Below are 19,457 nucleotides of genomic sequence, written 5' to 3'. Positions count from 1 at the left end.
CCTAGCGGCCGACCGAACGATCGGTCCCCGGTGCGACGTGAGTCTGGTGCGTCGGCGAGGTCCGGTGCTACGTTTTCCCGAACGAACGGTCGGTTCAATGCTGACTTCGACGACGAAGTGCGACGGAGGCTCGCCGATGACCCTGCTCCGCAGCCACCTCTCCGGTACCTGGCAGACCGGATCCGGGGACGGTCGCCCGTTGTACGACGCGGTGACCGGCGACGAGGTCGCCCGTGTCTCCGCCGAGGGTCTGGACCTCGGCGCGGCCCTGGCCCACGGTCGCCGCACCGGTGGCCCGGCCCTGCGCGAGCTGACCTTCCACCAGCGCGCCGCGCTGCTGAAGGCACTCGGCGGGCACCTGCGCGAGCACCGTGAGGAGCTCTACGCCGTCTCCGCGCGCACGGGCGCGACCCTCGGCGACTCGAAGTTCGACATCGACGGCGGCATCGGGGTCCTGCTCGCCTACGCCTCGAAGGCCAAGCGTGAGCTGCCCAACGACACCGTGTTCGTCGAGGGCGCGGTCGAGCCGCTGGGCCGCGGCGGCAGCTTCCTCGGCCAGCACGTGCTGACCCCGCGCCACGGAGTCGCGGTGCAGGTCAACGCGTTCAACTTCCCGGTCTGGGGGCCGTTGGAGAAGCTCGCCCCGGCGTTCCTCGCCGGTGTCCCCACGCTGATCAAGCCGGCGTCGCCGACCGCGTTCCTGACCGCGAGGCTGGTCGAGCTGATCGTGGACTCGGGTCTGCTCCCCGACGGCGCGGTCCAGTTCGTCGCCGGGTCGCTGGGGGACTGCTTCGACCACCTCACCGGTCAGGACCTGGTGAGTTTCACCGGCTCGGCGTCGACCGCGCAGACCCTGCGCAGCCACCCCGGGATCGTCCGGAACTCCGTGCGGTTCTCCGCCGAGGCCGACTCGCTGAACCTGGCCGCGCTCGGTCCGGACGCGATGCCCGGCACCGAGGAGTTCGACCTGTTCGTGACGGCCCTGACCACTGAGATGACGGTCAAGGCCGGGCAGAAGTGCACCGCGATCCGGCGCGCGTTCGTGCCGCGCACACACGTCGACGCCGTCGTCGAGGCCGTCACCGCGCGGCTCGCGTCGGTCGTGGTCGGCGCCCCCGACGCCGAGGGCGTCCGGATGGGGGCGCTCGCGAGCCTCGACCAGCGCGAGGAGGTCCGCCGCAGCGTGAAGGCCCTGCGCGACGCCGGCCGGATCGTGTTCGGCGACCCCGACCACGTCGAGGTGACCGGCGCCGACGCCGATCGTGGCGCGTTCGTCTCCCCGCTGCTGCTGGTCGGTGACCCGGACCGCGCCGAGCCGCACGAGGTCGAGGCGTTCGGCCCGGTGTCGACCGTGCTGCCCTACGACACTCCTGCGCAGCTGATCGACTACGCCGCCCGCGGCCAGGGGTCGCTCGCCGGGTCCGTCGTCTCCGCCGACCCCGGGTTCGTCCGCGAGGTCGTGCTCGGTGTCGCGCCGTTCCACGGCCGCGTGCACGTGCTCAACGCCCGCGACGCGGGCGAGTCCACCGGGCACGGGTCGCCGCTGCCGCAGCTCGTCCACGGCGGCCCGGGCCGCGCCGGCGGCGGCGAGGAGATGGGCGGCGTGCGCGGGGTGTTCCATCACATGCAGCGCACCGCGGTCCAGGCCGACCCCGACTCGCTCGCCGCGATCACCGGCCGCTGGGTCACCGGCGCGCAGCGCCACACCACCGACGTGCACCCGTTCCGCAGGCATCTCGAGGAGCTGCGCCCCGGCGACTGCCTGGTCGCCGGCCCGCGCCGGGTGACCCGGGAGGACGTGGAGCACTTCGCCGAGTTCACCGGCGACACGTTCTACGCGCACATGGACGAGGCCGCCGCCGCGGCGAACCCGCTGTTCGGGCAGCGCGTCGCGCACGGCTACCTGGTCGTCTCGCTGGCCGCGGGCCTGTTCGTCGACCCGGACCCGGGCCCGGTGCTCGCGAACTTCGGCGTCGACGGGCTGCGGTTCCTCACCCCGGTCCGCTTCGACGACGAGCTCACCGTGACCCTGACCTGCAAGCAGCTCACCCCGCGCGAGTCCGCCGGCTACGGCGAGGTCCGCTGGGACGCCGACGTCACGCGGCAGGACGGCGAGTCCGTCGCCCGCTACGACGTGCTCACCCTCGTCGCGAAGAAGGACGCGTGATGACGACCGCCACGAAGCGCCCGGGCGACGCGCCCCCGGCCGAGCTGCTGGACCCCGCCGAGCGGATGTCGGTCGACGAGCTGCGCGCGCTGCAGCTGGAGCGTCTGCAGTGGTCGCTGCGGCACGCCTACGACAACGTGCCGCACTACCGTGCGAGGTTCGACGCCCACGGCGTCCACCCCGACGACTGCCGCGAGCTCGCCGACATCGCGCGTTTCCCGACGACGACCAAGGCCGACCTGCGGGAGACCTACCCGTTCGGCATGTTCGCGGTGCCGCGCGAGCGGATCGCGCGGATCCACGCGTCGTCGGGCACCACGGGCCGCCCGACCGTCGTCGGCTACACCGCGGGCGACCTCGACCGGTGGGCCGGGCTCGTCGCCCGGTCGATCCGGGCCGCGGGCGGGCGCCCCGGGCACCGTGTGCACGTCGCCTACGGGTACGGCCTGTTCACCGGCGGGCTCGGCGCGCACTACGGCGCGGAGAAGCTGGGCGCGACCGTCATCCCCGTCTCCGGCGGGATGACCCCGCGCCAGGTACAGCTCATCAGCGACTTCTCACCCGAGGTCATCATGCTGACCCCGAGCTACATGCTCACCCTGCTCGACGAGTTCGAGCGCCAGGGTGTCGACCCCCGGTCGACGAGCCTGCAGGTCGGGATCTTCGGCGCCGAGCCGTGGACCGAGCAGATGCGCTCCGAGATCGAGGAGCGGGCCGGCATCCACGCCGTCGACATCTACGGGCTGTCCGAGGTCATGGGACCCGGTGTCTCGCAGGAGTGCGTGGAGACCAAGGACGGCCTGCACATCTGGGAGGACCACTTCCTGCCCGAGGTCGTCGACCCGCTCGACGGCACCCCGCTGCCCGACGGCTCCGAGGGCGAGCTGTTGTTCACCAGCCTCACCAAGGAGGGACTGCCGATCATCCGTTACCGCACCCGCGACCTCACGACGCTGCTCCCGGGCACCGCGCGGCCGCAGATGCGGCGGATGGCCAAGATCACCGGCCGGTCCGACGACATGATCATCCTGCGCGGGGTGAACGTGTTCCCGACCCAGATCGAGGAGATCGTGCTCCGCACCCCCGGGCTCGCGCCGCACTTCCAGCTGGAGCTGACGACACAGGGCAGGCTCGACGCGATGACCGTGCGCGTGGAGGCCCGCGGCGACACACCCGCCGACCGCCGCGGCCCGGCCGCCGCGGAGCTCGTGCGCGCGGTGAAGGAGACCGTCGGCATCTCCGTGACCTGCGACGTCGTCGACCCCGACACCCTGGAGCGCTCGGTCGGGAAGCTGCAGCGGCTCAAGGACCACCGGGAGCCGAAGGCCTGACCCGTCAGCGGGACTCGTCCTCGAAGATCAGGATCGTCCGCGTCGACACGACCGTCGGCAGCGCCTGCAGGCGTTCGAGCACGACGCTGCGCAGCGCGTCGTTGCCGGTGGTGCGCACCAGCAGCAGCACATCGAAGTCCCCGCCGACCAGTGCCATGTGCCGGACCTCGGGGATCGCGCGCAGCTGTTCGCGCAGCTCGCGCCAGCTGTTCTGGCGCACCGTCAGCGTCACGTACGCCGAGGTGTGCAGCCCCACCTTGTCCGGGTCGACGAGTGCGGTGAACCCGGTGACCACGCGATCGTCGACGAGCCGGGCGAGGCGGGCGTAGGCGTTCGCCCGCGAGATCGTCAGGCGCTCGGCCAGCGCGCGCCCGGTCAGCCTGCCGTCGCGCTGCAGCTCCGCGACCATCCGCCGGTCGATGTCGTCGAGCACCGGCCCCTCCGTTCGTCTCGCCGCGCCCCGCCGGGCACCGGTGACCCGGACCACTCGTCCGGAGTGATGCCGCGCTGCGGGCCGATCGTCTCGTCATCTCACCGCTTCCAGTCGATCGTACGGATCATGCGCCATTCTCGAGGCACTGTGTCCGCACGGAGGGGAGTCATCGTGGACGACCGGCGCGAGACCGTCCGCCTGCTGGAACCGGACGGCACCACCGTGCCCGGCGCGCAGCTCCCGCCGCCGGACCGGCTGCTCGCCGGCTACCGCGGCCTGGTGCACGCCCGGCGGCTCAACGAGCAGGCCGGTGCACTGGTCCGGCAGGGACGCCTGGCCGTGTACCCGTCCTCGCGTGGCCAGGAGGCCTGCCAGGTGGCCGCGGCGATGGTGCTGGCCGACGGCGACTGGCTGTTCCCGACCTACCGGGACACCGCCGCGATCGTCGCCCGCGGCGTCGACCCGGTCGAGGTGCTCACGATGCTGCGCGGGGACCGGCACTGCGGGTACGACGTCGCCACCCACCGCGTCGCCCCGCAGGCGACCCCGCTCGCGACGCAGCTGCTGCACGCGGTCGGCGTCGCCCACGCGGCGCGGCTCAAGGGCGAGCCCGACGCCGTCCTGGCGCTCTGCGGCGACGGCGCCACCAGCGAGGGCGACTTCCACGAGGCGCTGAACTTCGCCGCGGTGTTCCGCGCCCCGGTCGTGTTCCTGGTGCAGAACAACAAGTACGCGATCTCGGTGCCGCTGCACCGGCAGAGTGCCGCGGCCCGGCTCGCGGACAAGGCGCTCGGCTACGGCATGCCCGGGGTGTGCGTCGACGGCAACGACCTGCCCGCCCTGCTCACCGTGCTCGACGAGGCGCTGCGCCGCGCCCGCGACGGGGGCGGCCCGACCCTGGTCGAGGCCGACACCTACCGCATGGAGGCCCACACCAACGCCGACGACGCCGGCCGCTACCGCGACGAGAGCGAGGTCGCCTCCTGGGCCGGCCGCGACCCGCTGCTGCGTCTGCGCGCCCGGCTGCGCGCCGACGACCTGCTCGACGACGACGCCGAGCGCGCTCTCATCGACGACGCCGAGCGGATGGCCGCCGACCTGCGCACCGGCATCGCGGCCGAGTCCCCGGTGGACCCCGAGGACCTGTTCGCGCACGTCTACGCCCACCCCACCCCGCAGCTGCGCGAGCAGCGCGACCGGCTGCGCGCCGAGCTGGAGGTCACGCCGTGAACACCGGACCCGTGAAGCTCACCATGGCGCAGTCGATCACCACGGCGCTGCGTGAGGCGATGGCCGCCGACCCGACCGTCGTCGTGTTCGGGGAGGACGTCGGTCCGCTCGGCGGGGTCTTCCGGGTCACCGACGGGATCGCCGCCGAGTTCGGCGAGCACCGCTGCTTCGACACCCCGCTCGCCGAGTCCGGCATCGTCGGCACGGCGGTGGGGATGGCGATGAACGGGCTGCGGCCCGTCGTCGAGATGCAGTTCGACGCGTTCGCGTATCCGGCGTTCGAGCAGATCGCGAGCCACGTCGCGAAGTTCGGCAACCGCACCTCGGGCCGGATGCGGCTGCCGATGGTCATCCGGGTGCCCTACGCCGGCGGGATCGGCGGCGTCGAGCACCACTGCGACTCCTCCGAGGCGTACTACGCCCACACCGCCGGGCTGACCGTGCTCGCCCCGGCCACGAACGCCGACGCCCACGGCCTGCTCCGTGCGGCGATCGCGTACCCGGACCCGGTCGTGTTCCTGGAGCCGAAGCGGCACTACTTCACCAAGGAGGAGGTGGACACGACCGTCCCGGTGCCGCCGATCGGACGGGCCGTCGTCCGCCGCCCCGGGGTCGACGCGACGCTCATCGCCTACGGCCCGACGGTGCCGGTCGCGCTCGCCGCCGCCGAGGAGGCCGCCCGTGAGGGCCGTGACCTGGGCGTGGTCGACCTGCGGTCGATCGTCCCGTTCGACGACGAGACCGTCTGCGCGCAGGTCCGCCGGACCGGGCGGGCGGTCGTCGTCGCGGAGGCCCCGGGGTTCGCCTCGGTCGCCTCCGAGATCGCCGCCCGGGTCTCCGAGCGGTGCTTCCACCACCTCGAGGCGCCGGTGCGCCGGGTGACCGGGTTCGACGTGCCCTACCCGCCGCCGAAGCTGGAGCAGCACCACCTGCCCGGGGTGGACCGGGTACTCGACGCCGTCGACTCGCTCGGCTGGGAGGACGCGGCGTGAGTGCCCAGGTGTTCACCCTGCCCGACCTGGGGGAGGGACTGACCGAGGCCGAGCTGGTCCGCTGGCTCGTGGCCGACGGGGACACCGTCGGCGTCGACCAGCCCGTGGCCGAGGTGGAGACGGCGAAGGCCGTGGTCGAGGTGCCGTCGCCGTACGCGGGCACGGTGCTGACCCGGCACGGCGCGGAGGGCGAGACGCTGCGGGTCGGGGAGCCGCTGGTGTCGGTCGGGGACGCCGAGGAAGCCGGGTCGGGCAACGTCCTGATCGGGTACGGCACGTCCGGCGGGCACGAGGGGGCCCGCCGGCGTCGCCGGGCCGCGAAGCGTGCCCCCGCGCCCGCACCCGCCGCTTCGCCCGAGCCCGAGCCCGCCGCCGCGTCCGCGGTCCCGGCGGCGACGTCCGTCGCCGAACGCGCGCCGGGGGAGCGCCGGCCGGTGCAGTCCCCGGTGGTGCGGCGGCTCGCCCGCGACCACGGCATCGACCTCGCGACCGTCGAGGGGACCGGCCCCGGCGGCATGGTGCTGCGCCACGACGTGGCGCTCGCCGCCGCCCGTGCGGCGGAGGCTGCCGCTGCCGGGCCGTCCGCTGCCGGGCCGTCCGCCGCCGCGCAGTCCGCTGCCTCGTCGGCCGCTCCCGTCGCGCCGCCCGCCGCCGCAGCGCCTGCTCCTGCACCGCCCGCTCCGACGACCGGCACCGCACCGGGCCGCGACCCCCGCACCGGGCTCGCGGTGCGGGGGATCGTGCCGCTGCGCGGGGTCCGCCGCGCCGTCGCCGAGACCCTGACCCGCAGCCGCGCCGAGATCCCCGAGGCCACGACCTGGGTCGACGTCGACGCCACCGACCTGCTCGCCCTGCGCCCGCAGCTCACCGGCGCCGACGGCCGCCCGGTCGGGCTGCTCGCGATCCTGGCCCGGTTCGTCGTCGCCGGTCTCGCGCGGTTCCCCGAGCTCAACGCCCGGGTCGACACGCAGGCGGGGGAGATCGTGCACCTCGACGGGGTGCACCTCGGTATCGCCGCGCAGACCGACCGTGGCCTGGTCGTCCCGTCGGTGGCCGACGCCCATCGCCTCGGGATGCGCGGCCTCGACACCGAGATCCGCCGGCTCACCGCAGCCGCCCGGGACGGCTCGGTCACCGCCGCGGAGCTGACCCGCGGCTCGTTCACCCTGAACAACTACGGGGTGCTCGGCGTCGACGGCAGTGCCGCGATCATCAACCATCCCGAGGTCGCGATGCTGGGCGTCGGACGGGTGCTGCCGCGGCCGTGGGTCGTCGACGGCGCGGTCGTCCCGCGGTCGATCACCCAGCTGTCACTGGTGTTCGACCACCGGGTCTGCGACGGCGGCACCGCGGGCGGGTTCCTCCGCTTCGTCGCCGATGCCGTCGAGTCGCCGCTGTCCGCGCTCGCCGACCTCTGAGCCCGCCCGGCGCTCAGCGACGGCGGGTGATCACCACTGGCTCGATCCGCTGGGGCACCTGCGCGAACGCCGACTCGGGCACCCCGAACGACGCGGCCAGCACGTCACGGGGGATCGCGTTGAGGCTGCCGACGATGCCGATGTCGTCGTCCGGCTCGGCGGTCGAGGTGTTGAAGACGATGAGCACGTCGAGCGGCTCGGTCGTCGACGCGTTCTCGAAGTAGTGGAACAGGCCCGTCGGCGCGAACACGAGGTCACCGCGTTCCGCGGTGAAGACGTCGTTGTGGTACTCGCCGTCGGGGTGGGTCCCGAGGACGGTCCACTTCGCGGTGCCGGAGACGATGTAGTTCAGCTCCCACGCGGTCGGGTGCCAGTGCGGCTCCCGGATCCCGCCGGGGTCGAGGTGGGCCAGGTACACCGACCCCTGCTGTCCGGCGAGCACCGGGAAGTTCTGCTCGTTCGCCCCGCGCAGCCATCCGCCGTCGAAGGTGACGGGCTCGGTCGCCGCGAGGTGGAACAGGTGGCCGGGCTGCCCGGTCCGCGGCGGGGTCGGGGCGCCCGCCCCGGCGGTCCCGCCCGTGGCGGCCAGTCCCGCCATCCCCGCCACCCCCGCGACGCCGGCGCCCAGGGCCCGTCGCCTGCTGATCCCCGTCATGGTCTGCTCCTTCCGCAGAAATCGTTGTCAGTCGCAACGGTATGGCGGACGGTGATCCGTCGGGGTGATCACTTCCAGCGGCTTCCGTGATGGCGGGTCACGGATCGGCGCAGCTCAGCGTGCCGGGACGACCGTCCAGGCCGGGGCCTTCGCCGGACGGCCGTCCCCGGAGGACCGTCCCCGGAGCCGTCGTCCGACCCAGGGCAGGACGTGGGCGCGGTAGTAGGCGAGTCCCGCGGCCCGCCCGGTCGGCGAGGTCGCGGCGACGGTCGTCGTGGGCGTCGCGCCGCGCACCCCGAGTGCCTCCAGCACCAGCCCGGCGGCGCGCAGGTGCCCGGGCGTGCCCAGGTGCAGGCGGTCGTCCGACCAGTAGCCCGGCCTGCGGATCTCGGCGTCGCCGAACACGTCGACGAAGGTGAGCCCCTGTGCGGCGGCGAGCGTGCGCACCGTCGCCGACAGCTCGGCGCCGCGGCGGTGGACGACCCGTCCCAGCGGGAGCCGGTCCGACGGGTCGGCGCCGCTGAGGAGCACCAGCCGGACCCCCGCCGCCGCGCAGCGGTCGACGGCGCGGGCGGTCAGCGCGGCGAGCCCGGCGACGTCGGTGCGGGGCCGCAGCATGTCGTTCCCGCCACCGTTGAGCGTGATCAGCGTCGGTGCGGGGTCCAGCGCCAGCGCGGCGTCCAGCTGTGGCCCGACGACGTCGGCCAGCAGCCGGCCCCGTACGGCCAGGTTCGCGTAGTGCACCGGTTCGCCGGAGGCGCCGGCCAGCCCGGCGGCGACCCGGTCGGCCCAGCCGCGGGGGATGCCCGCCGCGTCCTCGTCGCCCACGCCCTCGGTGAAGCTGTCCCCGATCGCCACGTACCGCACGGGGTCAGCATCCGCGTCGCGGCCGCCACGGTTCGGCCCGGGGGTGGTGACGGCTGTTACCCTCGGCCCGTGCGCGGTCGGATCATTACCCGGCGCGCCGGCTGAAGCCAGGGAGCCGGCGCGTGGCACGTCGTGCCCGCCGGACCTGGCCGGATCCTGACGTTCGCCCTCGAACACCGGAGATCCGATGAACGCCCCCACCGCCGAGCGCACCCGTCCCGGAAGCGATCCCGCCGAGCACGGTCACGTCGTCTCGCTGCTGCTGACCGACGCCGACGACGGCCTGTACAAGGTCCTCACCACGCTGCGGTCGCGCCGCTGGAAGGTCCGCTCGCTGCGGGTCGACATGTCCGGCGAGATCGGCCGGGTCGACCTCGTCGTCACCCGCGACGGCCGGGACGCCGACCTGCTCCTCGAGCAGCTGCGCCGGGTCGTGCCGGTGGTGCGCGCCGACCTGGGCTGATCCGGGGCTATCCCCGAGGGGTCAACCGCGCGTTCGGCAGCTCCGGCGCCGGCAACGTCGACTCCCAGGCGTCCGGGAACACCCCGAAGCGCCCGCCCTCCCGCCCCCCGGCGGCACGTTCGTCCTGCCACTGCTCCCGGAAGGCCGCGATCTCGTCGTGGGTGGAACCGACGAAGTTCCACCACATCACGATCTGCTCGCCCAACGGCTCCCCGCCGAGCAGCACCAGGCGCGCGCCGTCGTCGCCGGCGTGCAGGTCCAGGGTCGTACGGCCCGGCGGGAGGTACACGAGCTCGGCGGACGCGGCCGCCGTCCCGCACACCCGCGCCGCGCCGGTGTCGACCAGCACGCCGTGCTCGAACCCGGCGTCGACGTCGAGCGTCACCGCCGCCCCGGCGGGCAGCACGACCTCGGCGCCCAGCAGCGGGGTGAACGTCTCCACCGGCGACGACGACCCGGCCAGCGACCCGAGGAACACCCGCAGCGCGACGTCCCCGGCCCGCACCCGGGGCGGCGCGTAGTGCTCGAAGCGGGGCGCGGTGTCCCGGTGCGCGGCGGGCAGCGCCAGCCACAGCTGCACCCCGTGCAGCACCTCGGTACCGGGCGTGGAGAACTCCGAGTGTGCGATGCCGGACCCCGCGGTCATCAGGTTCAGCTCGCCCGGGCGCACGACCGCGTGCGCGCCGGTGGTGTCGCGGTGCTCGACCTCCCCGGTGAACAGCCACGACACCGTCGCCAGCCCGGTGTGCGGATGCCCCGGCACGGCCATCCCGCCGGTGTCGGCGACCCGGTCCGGGCCGTAGTGGTCCAGGAAGCACCAGGCCCCGATCAGCGACCGGGTGCGACGGGGCAGCGTGCGGCGCACCGTCATCGCACGCGGCCCGCCCAACGGCACGTCGCGCGGGGTCACCAGCTCCGCGGCGGCGGTGTCGCCCCCGCAGACGACCTCCTCCGGCACGGTCTCGACGTTGCTCACCGCGCCCTCCGCCGGACGGTGGCGACGGCGTCGGGCGTCACCAGGTCGAGGATGTCGGCGTAGCCCTGGTGGGTCGACACCCAGCGCCGCACGTACGGGCAGACCGGCACGATCCGCTTCCCGGCGGCGCGGGTGTCGTCCAGCGCGAAGCGGACCAGGGTGCTCGCGAGCCCGCGCCCGGACAGCTCCGGGTCGACCTCGGTGTGGTGGAAGATCCGCTGCTCGTGGTCGTCGACGTACTCGGCCCGGCCGACCACGGTGCCGTCGAGCAGGATCTCGTAGCGGTGGTGGCCCGTGTCGTGGGTGACCACGGTGTCGTCGGTGTCGCCGGACATGTGCTCAGCCTCTCAGGACGCCCGGCGGCGCACCACGCGGCCGTCGGCGTCGCGCTCGGGGACGAGGTGCGCCGACAGGATCGAGACCCGGTTGAACGCGTTGATGGTGATCGCCGCCCAGACCAGCACCGACACCTCGTCGTCGGTGAGGTCACCGCGGACGGCGGCGTAGGCGTCGTCGTCGAGGTGGGTCCCGGCGGTCCGGGTGACGGCCTCGGCGAGACCGAGTGCGGCGCGCTCGCGGTCGTCGTAGAGGGCGCTGTCGCGCCAGGCCGGGAGCAGCGCCATCCGCTGCGGGGTCAGTCCGGCCGCCAGCCCCGACCGCCAGTGCGTGTCCAGGCAGGTCTCACAGCCGTTGATCTGGGAGACCCGCAGGTTCACCAGCTCCAGCAGGTCCCGGTCCACCCCGGCCGCGGCGGCGCGCTCGCGCACGACCGCGACGACGTCGGTCATCGCCCGGAACACCTCGGGGGTCTGCTTGTCGATCCACACCCGGCCCATGTCACCTCCGAACCCGTTACGCGGCGACGGTGTTCCGGGCGGGTGCTGTCTCGACGGTCACGACCACCGCCACCATCACCACCGCGGCGACGACCGGGGTGAACGGCGCGAACGCCGACAGTCCCAGCAGCCCCGCCAGCACGACGACGGCGGCGCTGCGCCCGGCGGTGAGCGTGGGGCGCAGCGCGAGCGCCCACACCCCGAGGACGAACAGCGCGACCGGCACGGTCAGCGTCGCCCCGGCCGCGGCGGCGGACAGCCCGGTCGCGGTGGTGTCGACGTCGACGGCCACCTCGATGCCCGCCGAGAACGCCCCGGCCGCGGCGAAGACGAGGTAGTGGCCGTAGCCGTGCACCAGCGCCCGTGGCATGGCCCGCAGGTGCTCGTGCTGGTCGCGGGCGAAGTAGACCCACCACATGCCCGCCGCCAGCACGAGCCCGCACGCCGAGAGCAGCAGCAGCGGGCCCAGGTGCTCGGCGGAGGACAGCGCGTCGACCACGGCCGTCGTCGAGGCCAGGACCGACTCGCCCAGCAGGATCAGGGTGAACAGGCTGTAGCGCTCGGCGATGTGGTGCGGGTGCCACGGTGTCGTCCGCGCCCGCTCGGCGACCACCGGGACCGCCAGCTCGGCCAGCGCCAGCACGACGAACCCCACCGGGTGCGGGTCCACGAGCACCCAGGTGATCCACAGCAGCTGGACGACGACGATGCCGCCCGCGTAGCGCAGCGCCGTGACCCGCAGCTCCCGGTGCGAGCGGGCCGCCCGCAGCCACTGCGTGACCATCGCCAGGCGCATCACCACGTAGCCCGCGACGAGCACGCCGTAGCCCTCACCGGCCATCGCCGACGGGGTCCCCGCGGCCAGGACCAGCGCCCCCGCCATCTGCACCAGGGTGGTGACGCGGTAGAGCCAGTCGCCGACGTCGAAGGCCGAGGCGAACCAGGTGAAGTTCATCCAGGCCCACCAGATGCCGAAGAACACCAGCAGGTACGACCCGACCCCGGCACCGACGTGCCCGCCGGACTCGGAGTGGTGCAGCGCGGCCGACGACAGCGACACCGCCACCACGAACACCAGGTCGAAGAACAGCTCCAGCGGACTGGCCGCCCGGTGGGGCTCGTCCGGGTCGCGGGGGCGCATCGCGCGCAGACCGAGGTTCACGCCGGGCATCGTTGCGCGCCGCACTACCCTTCGGCTGCGCCGACACGGGGAAGGACCCACCGATGACCACACCGGACACCACACCCGACACCCGGCCGCGGGTGCTGCGCCGGGCGGGCGACTCCGAGGTCGCCCCGATCGAGCTGTTCTTCGACCTCGTCTACGTGTTCGCGATCGTCCAGGTCTCCCACACGCTGCTGTACCACCTGACCCCGCTCGGGGCGCTGGAGACGGCGGTGCTGTTCGCCGCGGTCTGGTGGCTGTGGAACTACTCGGCCTGGGCGATGAACTACCTGGACCCGGCGCGCCCGTCGGTCCGGGTGCTCAACGCCGGCCTGATGCTGACGGCGCTCGGGATGGCGCTGGCCCTGCCGGGCGCGTTCGGTGACTCCGGGCTGCTGTTCGCGCTGTGCTTCGCCGCCGCCCAGATCGGCCGCCCGCTGTTCCTCGTCGTGAGCGCGCGCGGGCACGTCATGGCCCGCAACTACCGCAACCTGCTGGTGTGGAGCACGGCCGCGTCGGTGCTGATGGTCGTCGGCGCGTTCCTCCCGCCGGTGGCGCGGCTCGTGGTCTGGGCCGTCGCCGTCGCCGTCGACATGGCGGGCCCGCGGTTCGAGTTCCGGGTGCCGGGGCTCGGCCGCACCCCGACGGAGGAGTGGCCGACCGACGTGGAGCACCTCGCCGAGCGCAACCGGCTGGTGTTCATCATCGCGCTCGGCGAGTCGATCCTGATCATGGGTTTCACGCTGTCGGAGATGGAGGTCGTGACCCCCTACGCGGTGGTGATCACCCTGCTCGGGTTCGCCGGACTGGTCGCGCTGTGGTGGTCCTACTTCGCGCTCGCCGGACACGGCACCCGGGCTGCCTCCGGCGACGGGTCGACCCGCGCGGCGCGGGCCGCGTTCGCCTACGCACACGGCCTGATGGTGGCCGGCGCGGTGCTGTTCGCGGTCGCGATCGACCTGCACCTCACACACCCGGAGAACACCCCGGCCCTGGTGCTGACCTCGGTCGGCGGTCCGCTGCTCTACCTCGTGGGCAACAAGCTCTACCTGCAGGGCCGCACCGGGACGGTCGGGCGGTCGCGCTACGTCGCCGCGGCCGTGCTGGCCGCGGCCGCGGCGGTCGCGCTCGTCGCCGGGCACGCGCTGCCCGCGATCGTGATCGGCCTGGTCGTGCTCGCCGTGGTGGTCGGGCTGGCCGTGGTCACCGAGCTGACCGAGCGGCGCGCCTAGTCCTCCTCGACGGCGTCGCGCAGCGCGTTCTCCAGCACCTCGGTCAGGGCGGGGTGGATCCAGTACTGGACGTGGGCGAGCCGCTCCGCGGTCACGCCCAGCGCCATCGCCTGCACCAGCTGCTGGACCATCGTCGACGCCTGCGGGCCGAGCAGGTGCGCCCCCAGCAGCGTGCCGTCGGGGGCGACGAGGACCTTGCAGAACCCGCGCTGCTCCTCCAGCGCCCAGCCGAAGGCGACGTCGGCGTACTCGTGGAGCCCGACCCGGAACTCCAGGCCCTCCTCGCGGCACTGCTGCTCGGTGCGCCCCACGGAGCCGATCTGCGGGGTGGTGAACACCGCGGCCGGCACGAACCGGTGGTCGACCTCGCGCAGGTCGTCGGGGTGGGCGAGGTTGTGCCCGACCACCTCGGCCTCGTGGTTCGCGACGTGCTTGAGCGGGTGCGGGGTCGAGATGTCGCCCAGCGCCCACACCCCGTCGGCGGTGGTGCGGCCGTGGGCGTCGACGACGACGCGGCCGGCGTCGTCGGTGTCGACCCCGGCGTGGTCCAGGCCGAGCCGGTCGGAGTTCGGACGGCGCCCGGCCGCGACGAGCAGCCGGTCGGCCCGGACCTCCGTGCCGTCGTCGAGGTGCAGCCGCACGTCGCCCTCGCCGCCGGTGACCTTCTCCACCGTCCGGCCGGTGTGGACGGTGAAGCGCTCGCGGGCGGCGTCGGTGAACCGCTCCACGACGGTCTCGTCCATCCCGCCCAGCAGTGTGTCGGCGCTCTCGATGATCGTGACCGCGCAGCCCAGCCCGCCGAACACGTGCGCGAACTCGGCCGCGATGTAGCCGCCTCCGATGATCGCCAGGTGCTCGGGCAGCTCGTCGATCCGCATGATCGTGTCGGAGGTGTGGAACGGGACGCCCGAGTCCGCGACCGGTGGCGGGACCACCGGCCGTCCCCCGACGGCGAGCACGATCCGGTCCGCGGTGAACTCCGCGGTGCCGCCGTCGCCCAGGTCCACCGTCATCGCGCGCGGCGCGGTGAAGCGGGCCACGCCGTCGTAGACGGTGCCGTGGGCACGGCGGTGGTCGCGGCCCTCGTCGCCGATCGGGTCGAGCCGGGCGAAGACCCGGTCGCGGATGTCGCTCCAGCGGATCCGGTCGATCCGGGCGTCCACGCCGTAGGACGACGCCGCCCGCACGGTCTCGGCGACCTCGGCGGTGTAGGCGAGCATCTTGGTCGGGATGCAGCCGACGTTGAGGCAGGTCCCGCTGAACCGGGTCGCCTCGACGTGGGCGACATCGAGACCGTCGAAGCGGTCGTCGACGATCATGTTCCCGGATCCGGTGCCGACGATTGCGAGATCGTGATGGGCCACCCGCCGAGCGTAGGAAGACCGGCGGCGTGCCGCGCGTCGACGGGGCGACGACGCCGCCGTCATCGGGCGATCGGCGTGCGGTACTGGCACTCTGGCCCCGGCGGTGGCGCGGCGCCCCGCGGGAGGCGGCCGGTGATGACCGATCCGACGGAGGGCCCGGGAGGAGTGCCCGGCCTGTCCGCCGCGACCGCGGAGGGCGGCGGCCTGGCCGTGGAGGCGGTGCCGCACCCGTCGGGGCCGGTGGCGCTGCACGCCGTCGGCGACGTCGACGTCGCGACCGCGCCGTTCCTGGCCGAGCAGGTGGGCGCCTGGTTCGCCGCGGCCCCGCGGATCGTGCTGGACCTGTCCGCGGTCGGCTTCCTCGGCTCGGCCGGGATCGCGGCGCTGCTGGACTGCCACCGCGACGCCGCCGCGGCCGGGGTGGTGCTGGAGCTGTACTGCGGCGCGGCGCGCCAGGTCCGCCGGGTCCTGCAGGTCACCGGCACCCTGGAACACCTGCGGGTGCTCGACCCGCACCCGCCGCCGGAGAGCCCCGGCGGCCACGCCCCGCTGTTCCCGGTGCCCGACTGACCCCGCCCTCAGCCGAGCAGATCCCGGCCGGTCCGGTGCCGGTGCAGCACCTGGACGTCGGTCGTGCCCTCCCGCAGCGACGCCGAGGTGTCGGACATGTGCTCCAGCAGCGTGTCCGCGAAGGCGATGACGGCCGGGGTGGGGGCGATGTCGGCCCGCCGCGCCAGCGCCACCGTGCGGTGGATCGCCGGGTTGAGCACCGTGCGCCGCAGCCGCGGCCGCCCGATGAACGTCAGGTCCGGCACCACCGCCACCCCGGTGCCGGCCTCGACCATGCGCAGCACCGCGTCCATCTGACCGCCCTCGACGGCGATCCGCGGCGTGACCCCGGCGACGGCGTAGGCCCGCAGGGTCACCTCCCGCAGGTCGTAGCCCCGGCGCACCATCACCAGATCGTGCCGGGCGAGCTCGGACACCGTCATCGACCCACGCGGGGTCAGCGGCCTGCGCGCCCGCGGCGAGGCGACCGAGAGCCGTTCGCGCAGCAGGGGAGCGGTGTGCAGGGTCGGGTCCACACCGTCGGGGGGCACGATCACCAGCGCGACGTCCAGCTCCCCCTGCACCAGCGCCGCCTCCAGCGGCTGCGAGCCGTCCTCGGCGAGCTCGACGGCGATCTCGGGGTGCCGGGAGTGGAACACCCGCAGCACGTCGGACAGCACGCCGATGCACAGCGACGGCGTCGCCCCGACCCGTACCCGGCCGCTGCGCAGACCGACCATCTCGGCCACCGTCGTGCGGACCATGTCGGAATCGGCGAGCATCCTGCGTGCCAGTGGCAGCACCGCCTCACCGGCCGGGGTCAGCGTGACGGCCGACCCGCGGTTGATCAGCGGGGAGCCCAGCTCGTCCTCCAGCGCCCGCAGCGCGCGGCTCAGGGTCGGCTGGGCGACCCCCACCTGGTCGGCCGCCCGAGTGAAGCTGCGCACGTTCGCCACGGCGACGAAGTACATGAGCTGCTGAAGTGTCACGTGCATAGCTTACGGCTATGAGTGGAGACCGTTTCATGCATTGGACTGCCTTACCCGTTGGTATGTCCACTGGAGGACGTGGTCACGATGTCCGAGAAGTCCCGGGCCGGCGGCGGAGCCAAGCCCGCCGCACCCCGGCGCCCGCGCACGCCCAGTGCGCTGCTGAAGTTCGTGATGGCGGTGAGCGGCGTCGTGCTGCTCGGCTACGTCACGCTGCACATGATCGGGAACCTGAAGATCTTCTTCGGCCCCGAGGCGATCGATCACTACGCGGCCTGGCTGCGCACCATCCTGGAGCCGGCGCTGCCCTACTCGGGCATGCTCTGGATCGTCCGCGTGGTGCTGGTCGTCGCGGTGGTCGCCCACATCTGGTCGGCGACGATGCTCGCCCTCCGCGCGCGCCGGGCCCGCCCGATCAAGTACGCGGGTGGCTCCTACCAGGTCAAGGGCAGCTACGCGGCCCGCACCATGCGCTGGGGTGGCGTGATCATCGCGCTGTTCGTGGTCTACCACCTGCTCGACCTCACCGCGGGCACGCTGAACCCGAACGGCGTGCACCTCGCGGTGGCCGACAACCTCGCGGCCGACTTCACCCTCGCCCGCTGGTACGTCACCCTGTTCTACGTCCTCGCGGTGGTCGCGCTGGGCTTCCACGTCCAGCACGGCATCTTCTCGGGCATCCAGACGCTCGGGTGGTCGTCGAACAGCCGTGAGCGCACCATCAAGGTGGTGTCGACGGTCTTCGCCGCCGTGCTGACCCTCGGCTTCATCTCGGTGCCCCTCGCCGTCACGTTCGGAGTGGTCTGATCCCATGACTGACAGCACTGACGCCTCGTCCCACCACGTTTCCTACGCCGACTACGCGACCGGTGAGCCGGTCGTCGACAAGGCGGTCCCCTCGGGTGCCATCGAGACCCGCTGGGAGCGCCGCCGGTTCGGCGTCAAGCTGGTCAACCCGGCGAACAAGCGCTCGAAGAAGATCATCGTCGTGGGTTCCGGCCTGGCCGGCGGCTCCGCGAGCGCGACGCTCGGCGAAGCCGGCTACCACGTCAAGACGTTCTGCTACCAGGACAGCCCGCGGCGCGCGCACTCGATCGCCGCGCAGGGCGGCATCAACGCGGCGAAGAACTACCGCAACGACGGCGACAGCGTGTACCGGCTGTTCTACGACACCGTGAAGGGCGGCGACTTCCGTGCGCGGGAGTCCAACGTCCACCGGCTCGCCGAGATCTCCCGCCAGATCATCGACCAGTGCGTCGCCCAGGGTGTCCCGTTCGCCCGCGACTACGCCGGTCTGCTCGACAACCGCTCGTTCGGCGGCGTGCAGGTCTCCCGCACCTTCTACGCCCGCGGCCAGACCGGCCAGCAGCTGCTGATCGGCGCCTACCAGGCGCTGGAGCGCCAGGTGAAGGCCGGCACCGTCGAGATGTACGCCCGGCACGAGATGCTCGAGCTGATCGTGGTCGAGGGGCGCGCCCGCGGCATCGTCGCGCGCGACATGGTCTCCGGCGAGATCGAGGTGCACACCGCCGACGCGGTCGTGCTCGCCTCCGGCGGCTACGGCAACGTCTTCTACCTGTCGACGAACGCCAAGGGCTGCAACGTGACCGCCGGGTGGCGGGCGCACCGCAAGGGCGCGCTGTTCGCGAACCCCTGCTTCACCCAGATCCACCCGACCTGCATCCCGGTCTCCGGCGACCACCAGTCGAAGCTGACCCTGATGTCGGAGTCGCTGCGCAACGACGGCCGCGTCTGGGTCCCGAAGAAGCTCGGCGACGACCGCGGGCCGAACGAGATCCCGCACGACGAGCGCGATTACTTCCTCGAGCGCAAGTACCCGGCGTTCGGCAACCTGGTGCCCCGCGACATCGCGTCCCGGGCCGCCAAGGAGGTCTGCGACGAGAAGCGCGGCGTCGGACCGTCGGGTCTGGGCGTGTACCTGGACTTCGACGACGCCATCCAGCGGCTCGGCCGCAAGGCCGTCGAGAACAAGTACGGCAACCTGTTCGAGATGTACGAGCGGATCACGGGTGAGAACCCGTACGAGGTCCCGATGCGGATCTTCCCCGCCGTGCACTACACGATGGGTGGCCTCTGGGTCGACTACGACCTGCAGTCGACCGTCCCGGGTCTCTACGTGGCGGGCGAGGCCAACTTCTCCGACCACGGCGCGAACCGGCTCGGCGCCTCCGCGCTGATGCAGGGCCTGGCCGACGGCTACTTCGTCCTCCCGGTCACGATCGGCGACTACCTGGCCAAGAACGAGCTCGACGCCGTCCCGGACGACGCGCCCGAGGTCGTCGAGGCCGTGCAGTCGGTCACCGACCGGATCGACCAGTTCCTGTCGATCAACGGCACCCGCACGGTGGACTCGTTCCACCGCGAGCTGGGCCAGATCATGTGGGACTACTGCGGGATGGAGCGCACCGAGGAGGGTCTGCGCAAGGCGCTGGACCGCATCCCCGAGCTCCGTCGCGAGTTCTGGAACAACGTCAAGGTGCCGGGTACCGGCGCGGAGCTCAACCAGAGCCTGGAGAAGGCCGGCCGGGTGGCCGACTTCCTCGAGCTCGGCGAGCTCATGTGTCTCGACGCGCTCGTGCGTCGCGAGTCCTGCGGCGGTCACTTCCGCGGGGAGAGCCAGACCGAGGACGGCGAGGCGCAGCGCGACGACGAGAACTTCTCCTTCACCTCGGCCTGGGAGTACACCGGCCGCGGGCAGGCTCCGGTCCTGCACAAGGAGGAGCTCACGTTCGAGTACGTGCACCCGACCCAGCGCAGCTACAAGTAAGG

19 protein-coding genes are annotated in these 19,457 nt (G+C 73.3%); 10 read left to right on the top strand and 9 right to left on the bottom strand.

Translation table 11 applies throughout. The features are described from left to right. Positions 1–136: 136 nt before the first annotated feature. A complete protein-coding gene (paaZ, locus tag MTO91_RS19445; RefSeq protein WP_476652193.1) occupies positions 137–2,167 on the top strand; it encodes a phenylacetic acid degradation bifunctional protein PaaZ in 2,031 nt (676 codons plus the stop codon). Next, entirely contained in the window at positions 2,167–3,498 is a 1,332-nt protein-coding gene (paaK, locus tag MTO91_RS19440) for a phenylacetate--CoA ligase PaaK (protein ID WP_476652191.1), read from the top strand. Before paaZ ends, paaK begins: the two co-directional genes overlap by 1 nt. 4 nt (positions 3,499–3,502) lie before the next feature. On the opposite strand, the gene MTO91_RS19435 is transcribed toward paaK, so the two are convergent. Beyond that, complete coding sequence (locus tag MTO91_RS19435; RefSeq protein WP_208821063.1) at positions 3,503–3,907, bottom strand: Lrp/AsnC family transcriptional regulator; 405 nt, start codon at positions 3,905–3,907, stop codon at positions 3,503–3,505. A gap of 195 nt (positions 3,908–4,102) precedes the next feature. Between MTO91_RS19435 and MTO91_RS19430 the strand changes: the two genes are divergently transcribed. From MTO91_RS19430 to MTO91_RS19420, 3 genes are read left to right on the top strand one after another with little or no spacing between them, the layout of a single operon-like run. Beyond that, entirely contained in the window at positions 4,103–5,161 is a 1,059-nt protein-coding gene (locus MTO91_RS19430; RefSeq protein WP_405415890.1) for a thiamine pyrophosphate-dependent enzyme, read from the top strand. A 23-nt stretch (positions 5,162–5,184) separates the two neighbouring features. Next, complete coding sequence (locus MTO91_RS19425) at positions 5,185–6,153, top strand: alpha-ketoacid dehydrogenase subunit beta (protein WP_251786688.1); 969 nt, start codon at positions 5,185–5,187, stop codon at positions 6,151–6,153. Continuing rightward, a complete protein-coding gene (locus tag MTO91_RS19420) occupies positions 6,150–7,571 on the top strand; it encodes a dihydrolipoamide acetyltransferase family protein (protein ID WP_476652190.1) in 1,422 nt (473 codons plus the stop codon). Before MTO91_RS19425 ends, MTO91_RS19420 begins: the two co-directional genes overlap by 4 nt. A 13-nt stretch (positions 7,572–7,584) precedes the next feature. On the opposite strand, the gene MTO91_RS19415 is transcribed toward MTO91_RS19420, so the two are convergent. Further along, positions 7,585–8,226 (bottom strand): cupin domain-containing protein, encoded by a 642-nt coding sequence (locus MTO91_RS19415; RefSeq protein WP_357439359.1) that lies wholly within the window; start codon positions 8,224–8,226, stop codon positions 7,585–7,587. Between the two features lie 114 nt (positions 8,227–8,340). Further along, on the bottom strand, positions 8,341–9,093 hold the full coding sequence (locus tag MTO91_RS19410) for an SGNH/GDSL hydrolase family protein (RefSeq protein WP_476652188.1): 753 nt from the start codon (positions 9,091–9,093) through the stop codon (positions 8,341–8,343). A gap of 187 nt (positions 9,094–9,280) precedes the next feature. Between MTO91_RS19410 and MTO91_RS19405 the strand changes: the two genes are divergently transcribed. Further along, positions 9,281–9,556 carry an ACT domain-containing protein gene (locus MTO91_RS19405; protein ID WP_208820980.1) on the top strand — a complete coding sequence of 92 codons (276 nt, stop codon included), beginning with the start codon at positions 9,281–9,283 and terminating at the stop codon, positions 9,554–9,556. A gap of 7 nt (positions 9,557–9,563) precedes the next feature. Here MTO91_RS19405 and MTO91_RS19400 read toward each other — a convergent pair whose 3' ends face one another. Genes MTO91_RS19400 through MTO91_RS19385 form a run of 4 tightly spaced genes read right to left on the bottom strand, consistent with a single transcriptional unit; the run spans position 9,564 to position 12,539 of the window. Then, positions 9,564–10,532: a pirin family protein gene (locus MTO91_RS19400; protein ID WP_476652186.1), complete on the bottom strand. Its 969-nt coding sequence runs from the start codon at positions 10,530–10,532 to the stop codon at positions 9,564–9,566. Then, positions 10,529–10,867, bottom strand: a complete 339-nt coding sequence (locus MTO91_RS19395; protein WP_179762151.1) for a GNAT family N-acetyltransferase — start codon at positions 10,865–10,867, stop codon at positions 10,529–10,531. Before MTO91_RS19395 ends, MTO91_RS19400 begins: the two co-directional genes overlap by 4 nt. 12 nt (positions 10,868–10,879) lie before the next feature. Next, positions 10,880–11,368, bottom strand: coding sequence for a carboxymuconolactone decarboxylase family protein (locus MTO91_RS19390; RefSeq protein ID WP_476652184.1), 489 nt, complete (start codon positions 11,366–11,368; stop codon positions 10,880–10,882). A 16-nt stretch (positions 11,369–11,384) separates the two neighbouring features. Next, positions 11,385–12,539 (bottom strand): low temperature requirement protein A, encoded by a 1,155-nt coding sequence (locus MTO91_RS19385; protein WP_476652183.1) that lies wholly within the window; start codon positions 12,537–12,539, stop codon positions 11,385–11,387. 53 nt (positions 12,540–12,592) lie between these two features. Between MTO91_RS19385 and MTO91_RS19380 the strand changes: the two genes are divergently transcribed. Then, a complete protein-coding gene (locus MTO91_RS19380; RefSeq protein WP_357439348.1) occupies positions 12,593–13,765 on the top strand; it encodes a low temperature requirement protein A in 1,173 nt (390 codons plus the stop codon). Here MTO91_RS19380 and MTO91_RS19375 read toward each other — a convergent pair. Then, entirely contained in the window at positions 13,762–15,129 is a 1,368-nt protein-coding gene (locus tag MTO91_RS19375; protein ID WP_405415906.1) for a mycothione reductase, read from the bottom strand. The two genes, MTO91_RS19380 and MTO91_RS19375, sit on opposite strands and share 4 nt — an antisense overlap. A 135-nt stretch (positions 15,130–15,264) precedes the next feature. Between MTO91_RS19375 and MTO91_RS19370 the strand changes: the two genes are divergently transcribed. Continuing rightward, positions 15,265–15,699 (top strand): STAS domain-containing protein, encoded by a 435-nt coding sequence (locus tag MTO91_RS19370; protein ID WP_350589122.1) that lies wholly within the window; start codon positions 15,265–15,267, stop codon positions 15,697–15,699. Between the two features lie 8 nt (positions 15,700–15,707). Here the strand turns inward: MTO91_RS19370 and MTO91_RS19365 are convergent, their stop codons facing one another. Further along, a complete protein-coding gene (locus MTO91_RS19365; protein WP_350589121.1) occupies positions 15,708–16,667 on the bottom strand; it encodes a LysR family transcriptional regulator in 960 nt (319 codons plus the stop codon). Positions 16,668–16,754: 87 nt separating this feature from the next. On the opposite strand from MTO91_RS19365, the gene MTO91_RS19360 reads away from it, so the two are divergent. Further along, positions 16,755–17,474 (top strand): succinate dehydrogenase cytochrome b subunit, encoded by a 720-nt coding sequence (locus MTO91_RS19360; protein ID WP_476652180.1) that lies wholly within the window; start codon positions 16,755–16,757, stop codon positions 17,472–17,474. A 4-nt stretch (positions 17,475–17,478) separates the two neighbouring features. Continuing rightward, positions 17,479–19,455 carry a fumarate reductase/succinate dehydrogenase flavoprotein subunit gene (locus MTO91_RS19355; RefSeq protein WP_139282949.1) on the top strand — a complete coding sequence of 659 codons (1,977 nt, stop codon included), beginning with the start codon at positions 17,479–17,481 and terminating at the stop codon, positions 19,453–19,455. The last annotated feature ends 2 nt before the right edge of the window (positions 19,456–19,457 follow it).

The sequence above is a fragment of the Pseudonocardia sp. 2-7 genome, assembly GCF_056341085.1.
The sequence above is the reverse complement of the archived record's forward strand: the minus strand, read 5'-3'. Positions and strand labels throughout refer to the sequence as shown.

Excerpts from the sequence above, each read along its gene's own strand:
- MTO91_RS19370 (WP_350589122.1), top strand. The coding sequence starts at position 15,265 with ATGACCGATCCGACGGAGGGCCCGGGAGGAGTGCCCGGCCTGTCCGCC.
- MTO91_RS19355 (WP_139282949.1), top strand. The coding sequence starts at position 17,479 with ATGACTGACAGCACTGACGCCTCGTCCCACCACGTTTCCTACGCCGAC.
- paaZ (WP_476652193.1), top strand. The coding sequence starts at position 137 with ATGACCCTGCTCCGCAGCCACCTCTCCGGTACCTGGCAGACCGGATCC.
- paaK (WP_476652191.1), top strand. The coding sequence starts at position 2,167 with ATGACGACCGCCACGAAGCGCCCGGGCGACGCGCCCCCGGCCGAGCTG.
- MTO91_RS19395 (WP_179762151.1), bottom strand. The coding sequence starts at position 10,867 with ATGTCCGGCGACACCGACGACACCGTGGTCACCCACGACACGGGCCAC.
- MTO91_RS19385 (WP_476652183.1), bottom strand. The coding sequence starts at position 12,539 with ATGCCCGGCGTGAACCTCGGTCTGCGCGCGATGCGCCCCCGCGACCCG.
- MTO91_RS19360 (WP_476652180.1), top strand. The coding sequence starts at position 16,755 with ATGTCCGAGAAGTCCCGGGCCGGCGGCGGAGCCAAGCCCGCCGCACCC.
- MTO91_RS19415 (WP_357439359.1), bottom strand. The coding sequence starts at position 8,226 with ATGACGGGGATCAGCAGGCGACGGGCCCTGGGCGCCGGCGTCGCGGGG.
- MTO91_RS19405 (WP_208820980.1), top strand. The coding sequence starts at position 9,281 with ATGAACGCCCCCACCGCCGAGCGCACCCGTCCCGGAAGCGATCCCGCC.
- MTO91_RS19425 (WP_251786688.1), top strand. The coding sequence starts at position 5,185 with ATGGCGCAGTCGATCACCACGGCGCTGCGTGAGGCGATGGCCGCCGAC.
- MTO91_RS19380 (WP_357439348.1), top strand. The coding sequence starts at position 12,593 with ATGACCACACCGGACACCACACCCGACACCCGGCCGCGGGTGCTGCGC.
- MTO91_RS19390 (WP_476652184.1), bottom strand. The coding sequence starts at position 11,368 with ATGGGCCGGGTGTGGATCGACAAGCAGACCCCCGAGGTGTTCCGGGCG.
- MTO91_RS19435 (WP_208821063.1), bottom strand. The coding sequence starts at position 3,907 with ATGGTCGCGGAGCTGCAGCGCGACGGCAGGCTGACCGGGCGCGCGCTG.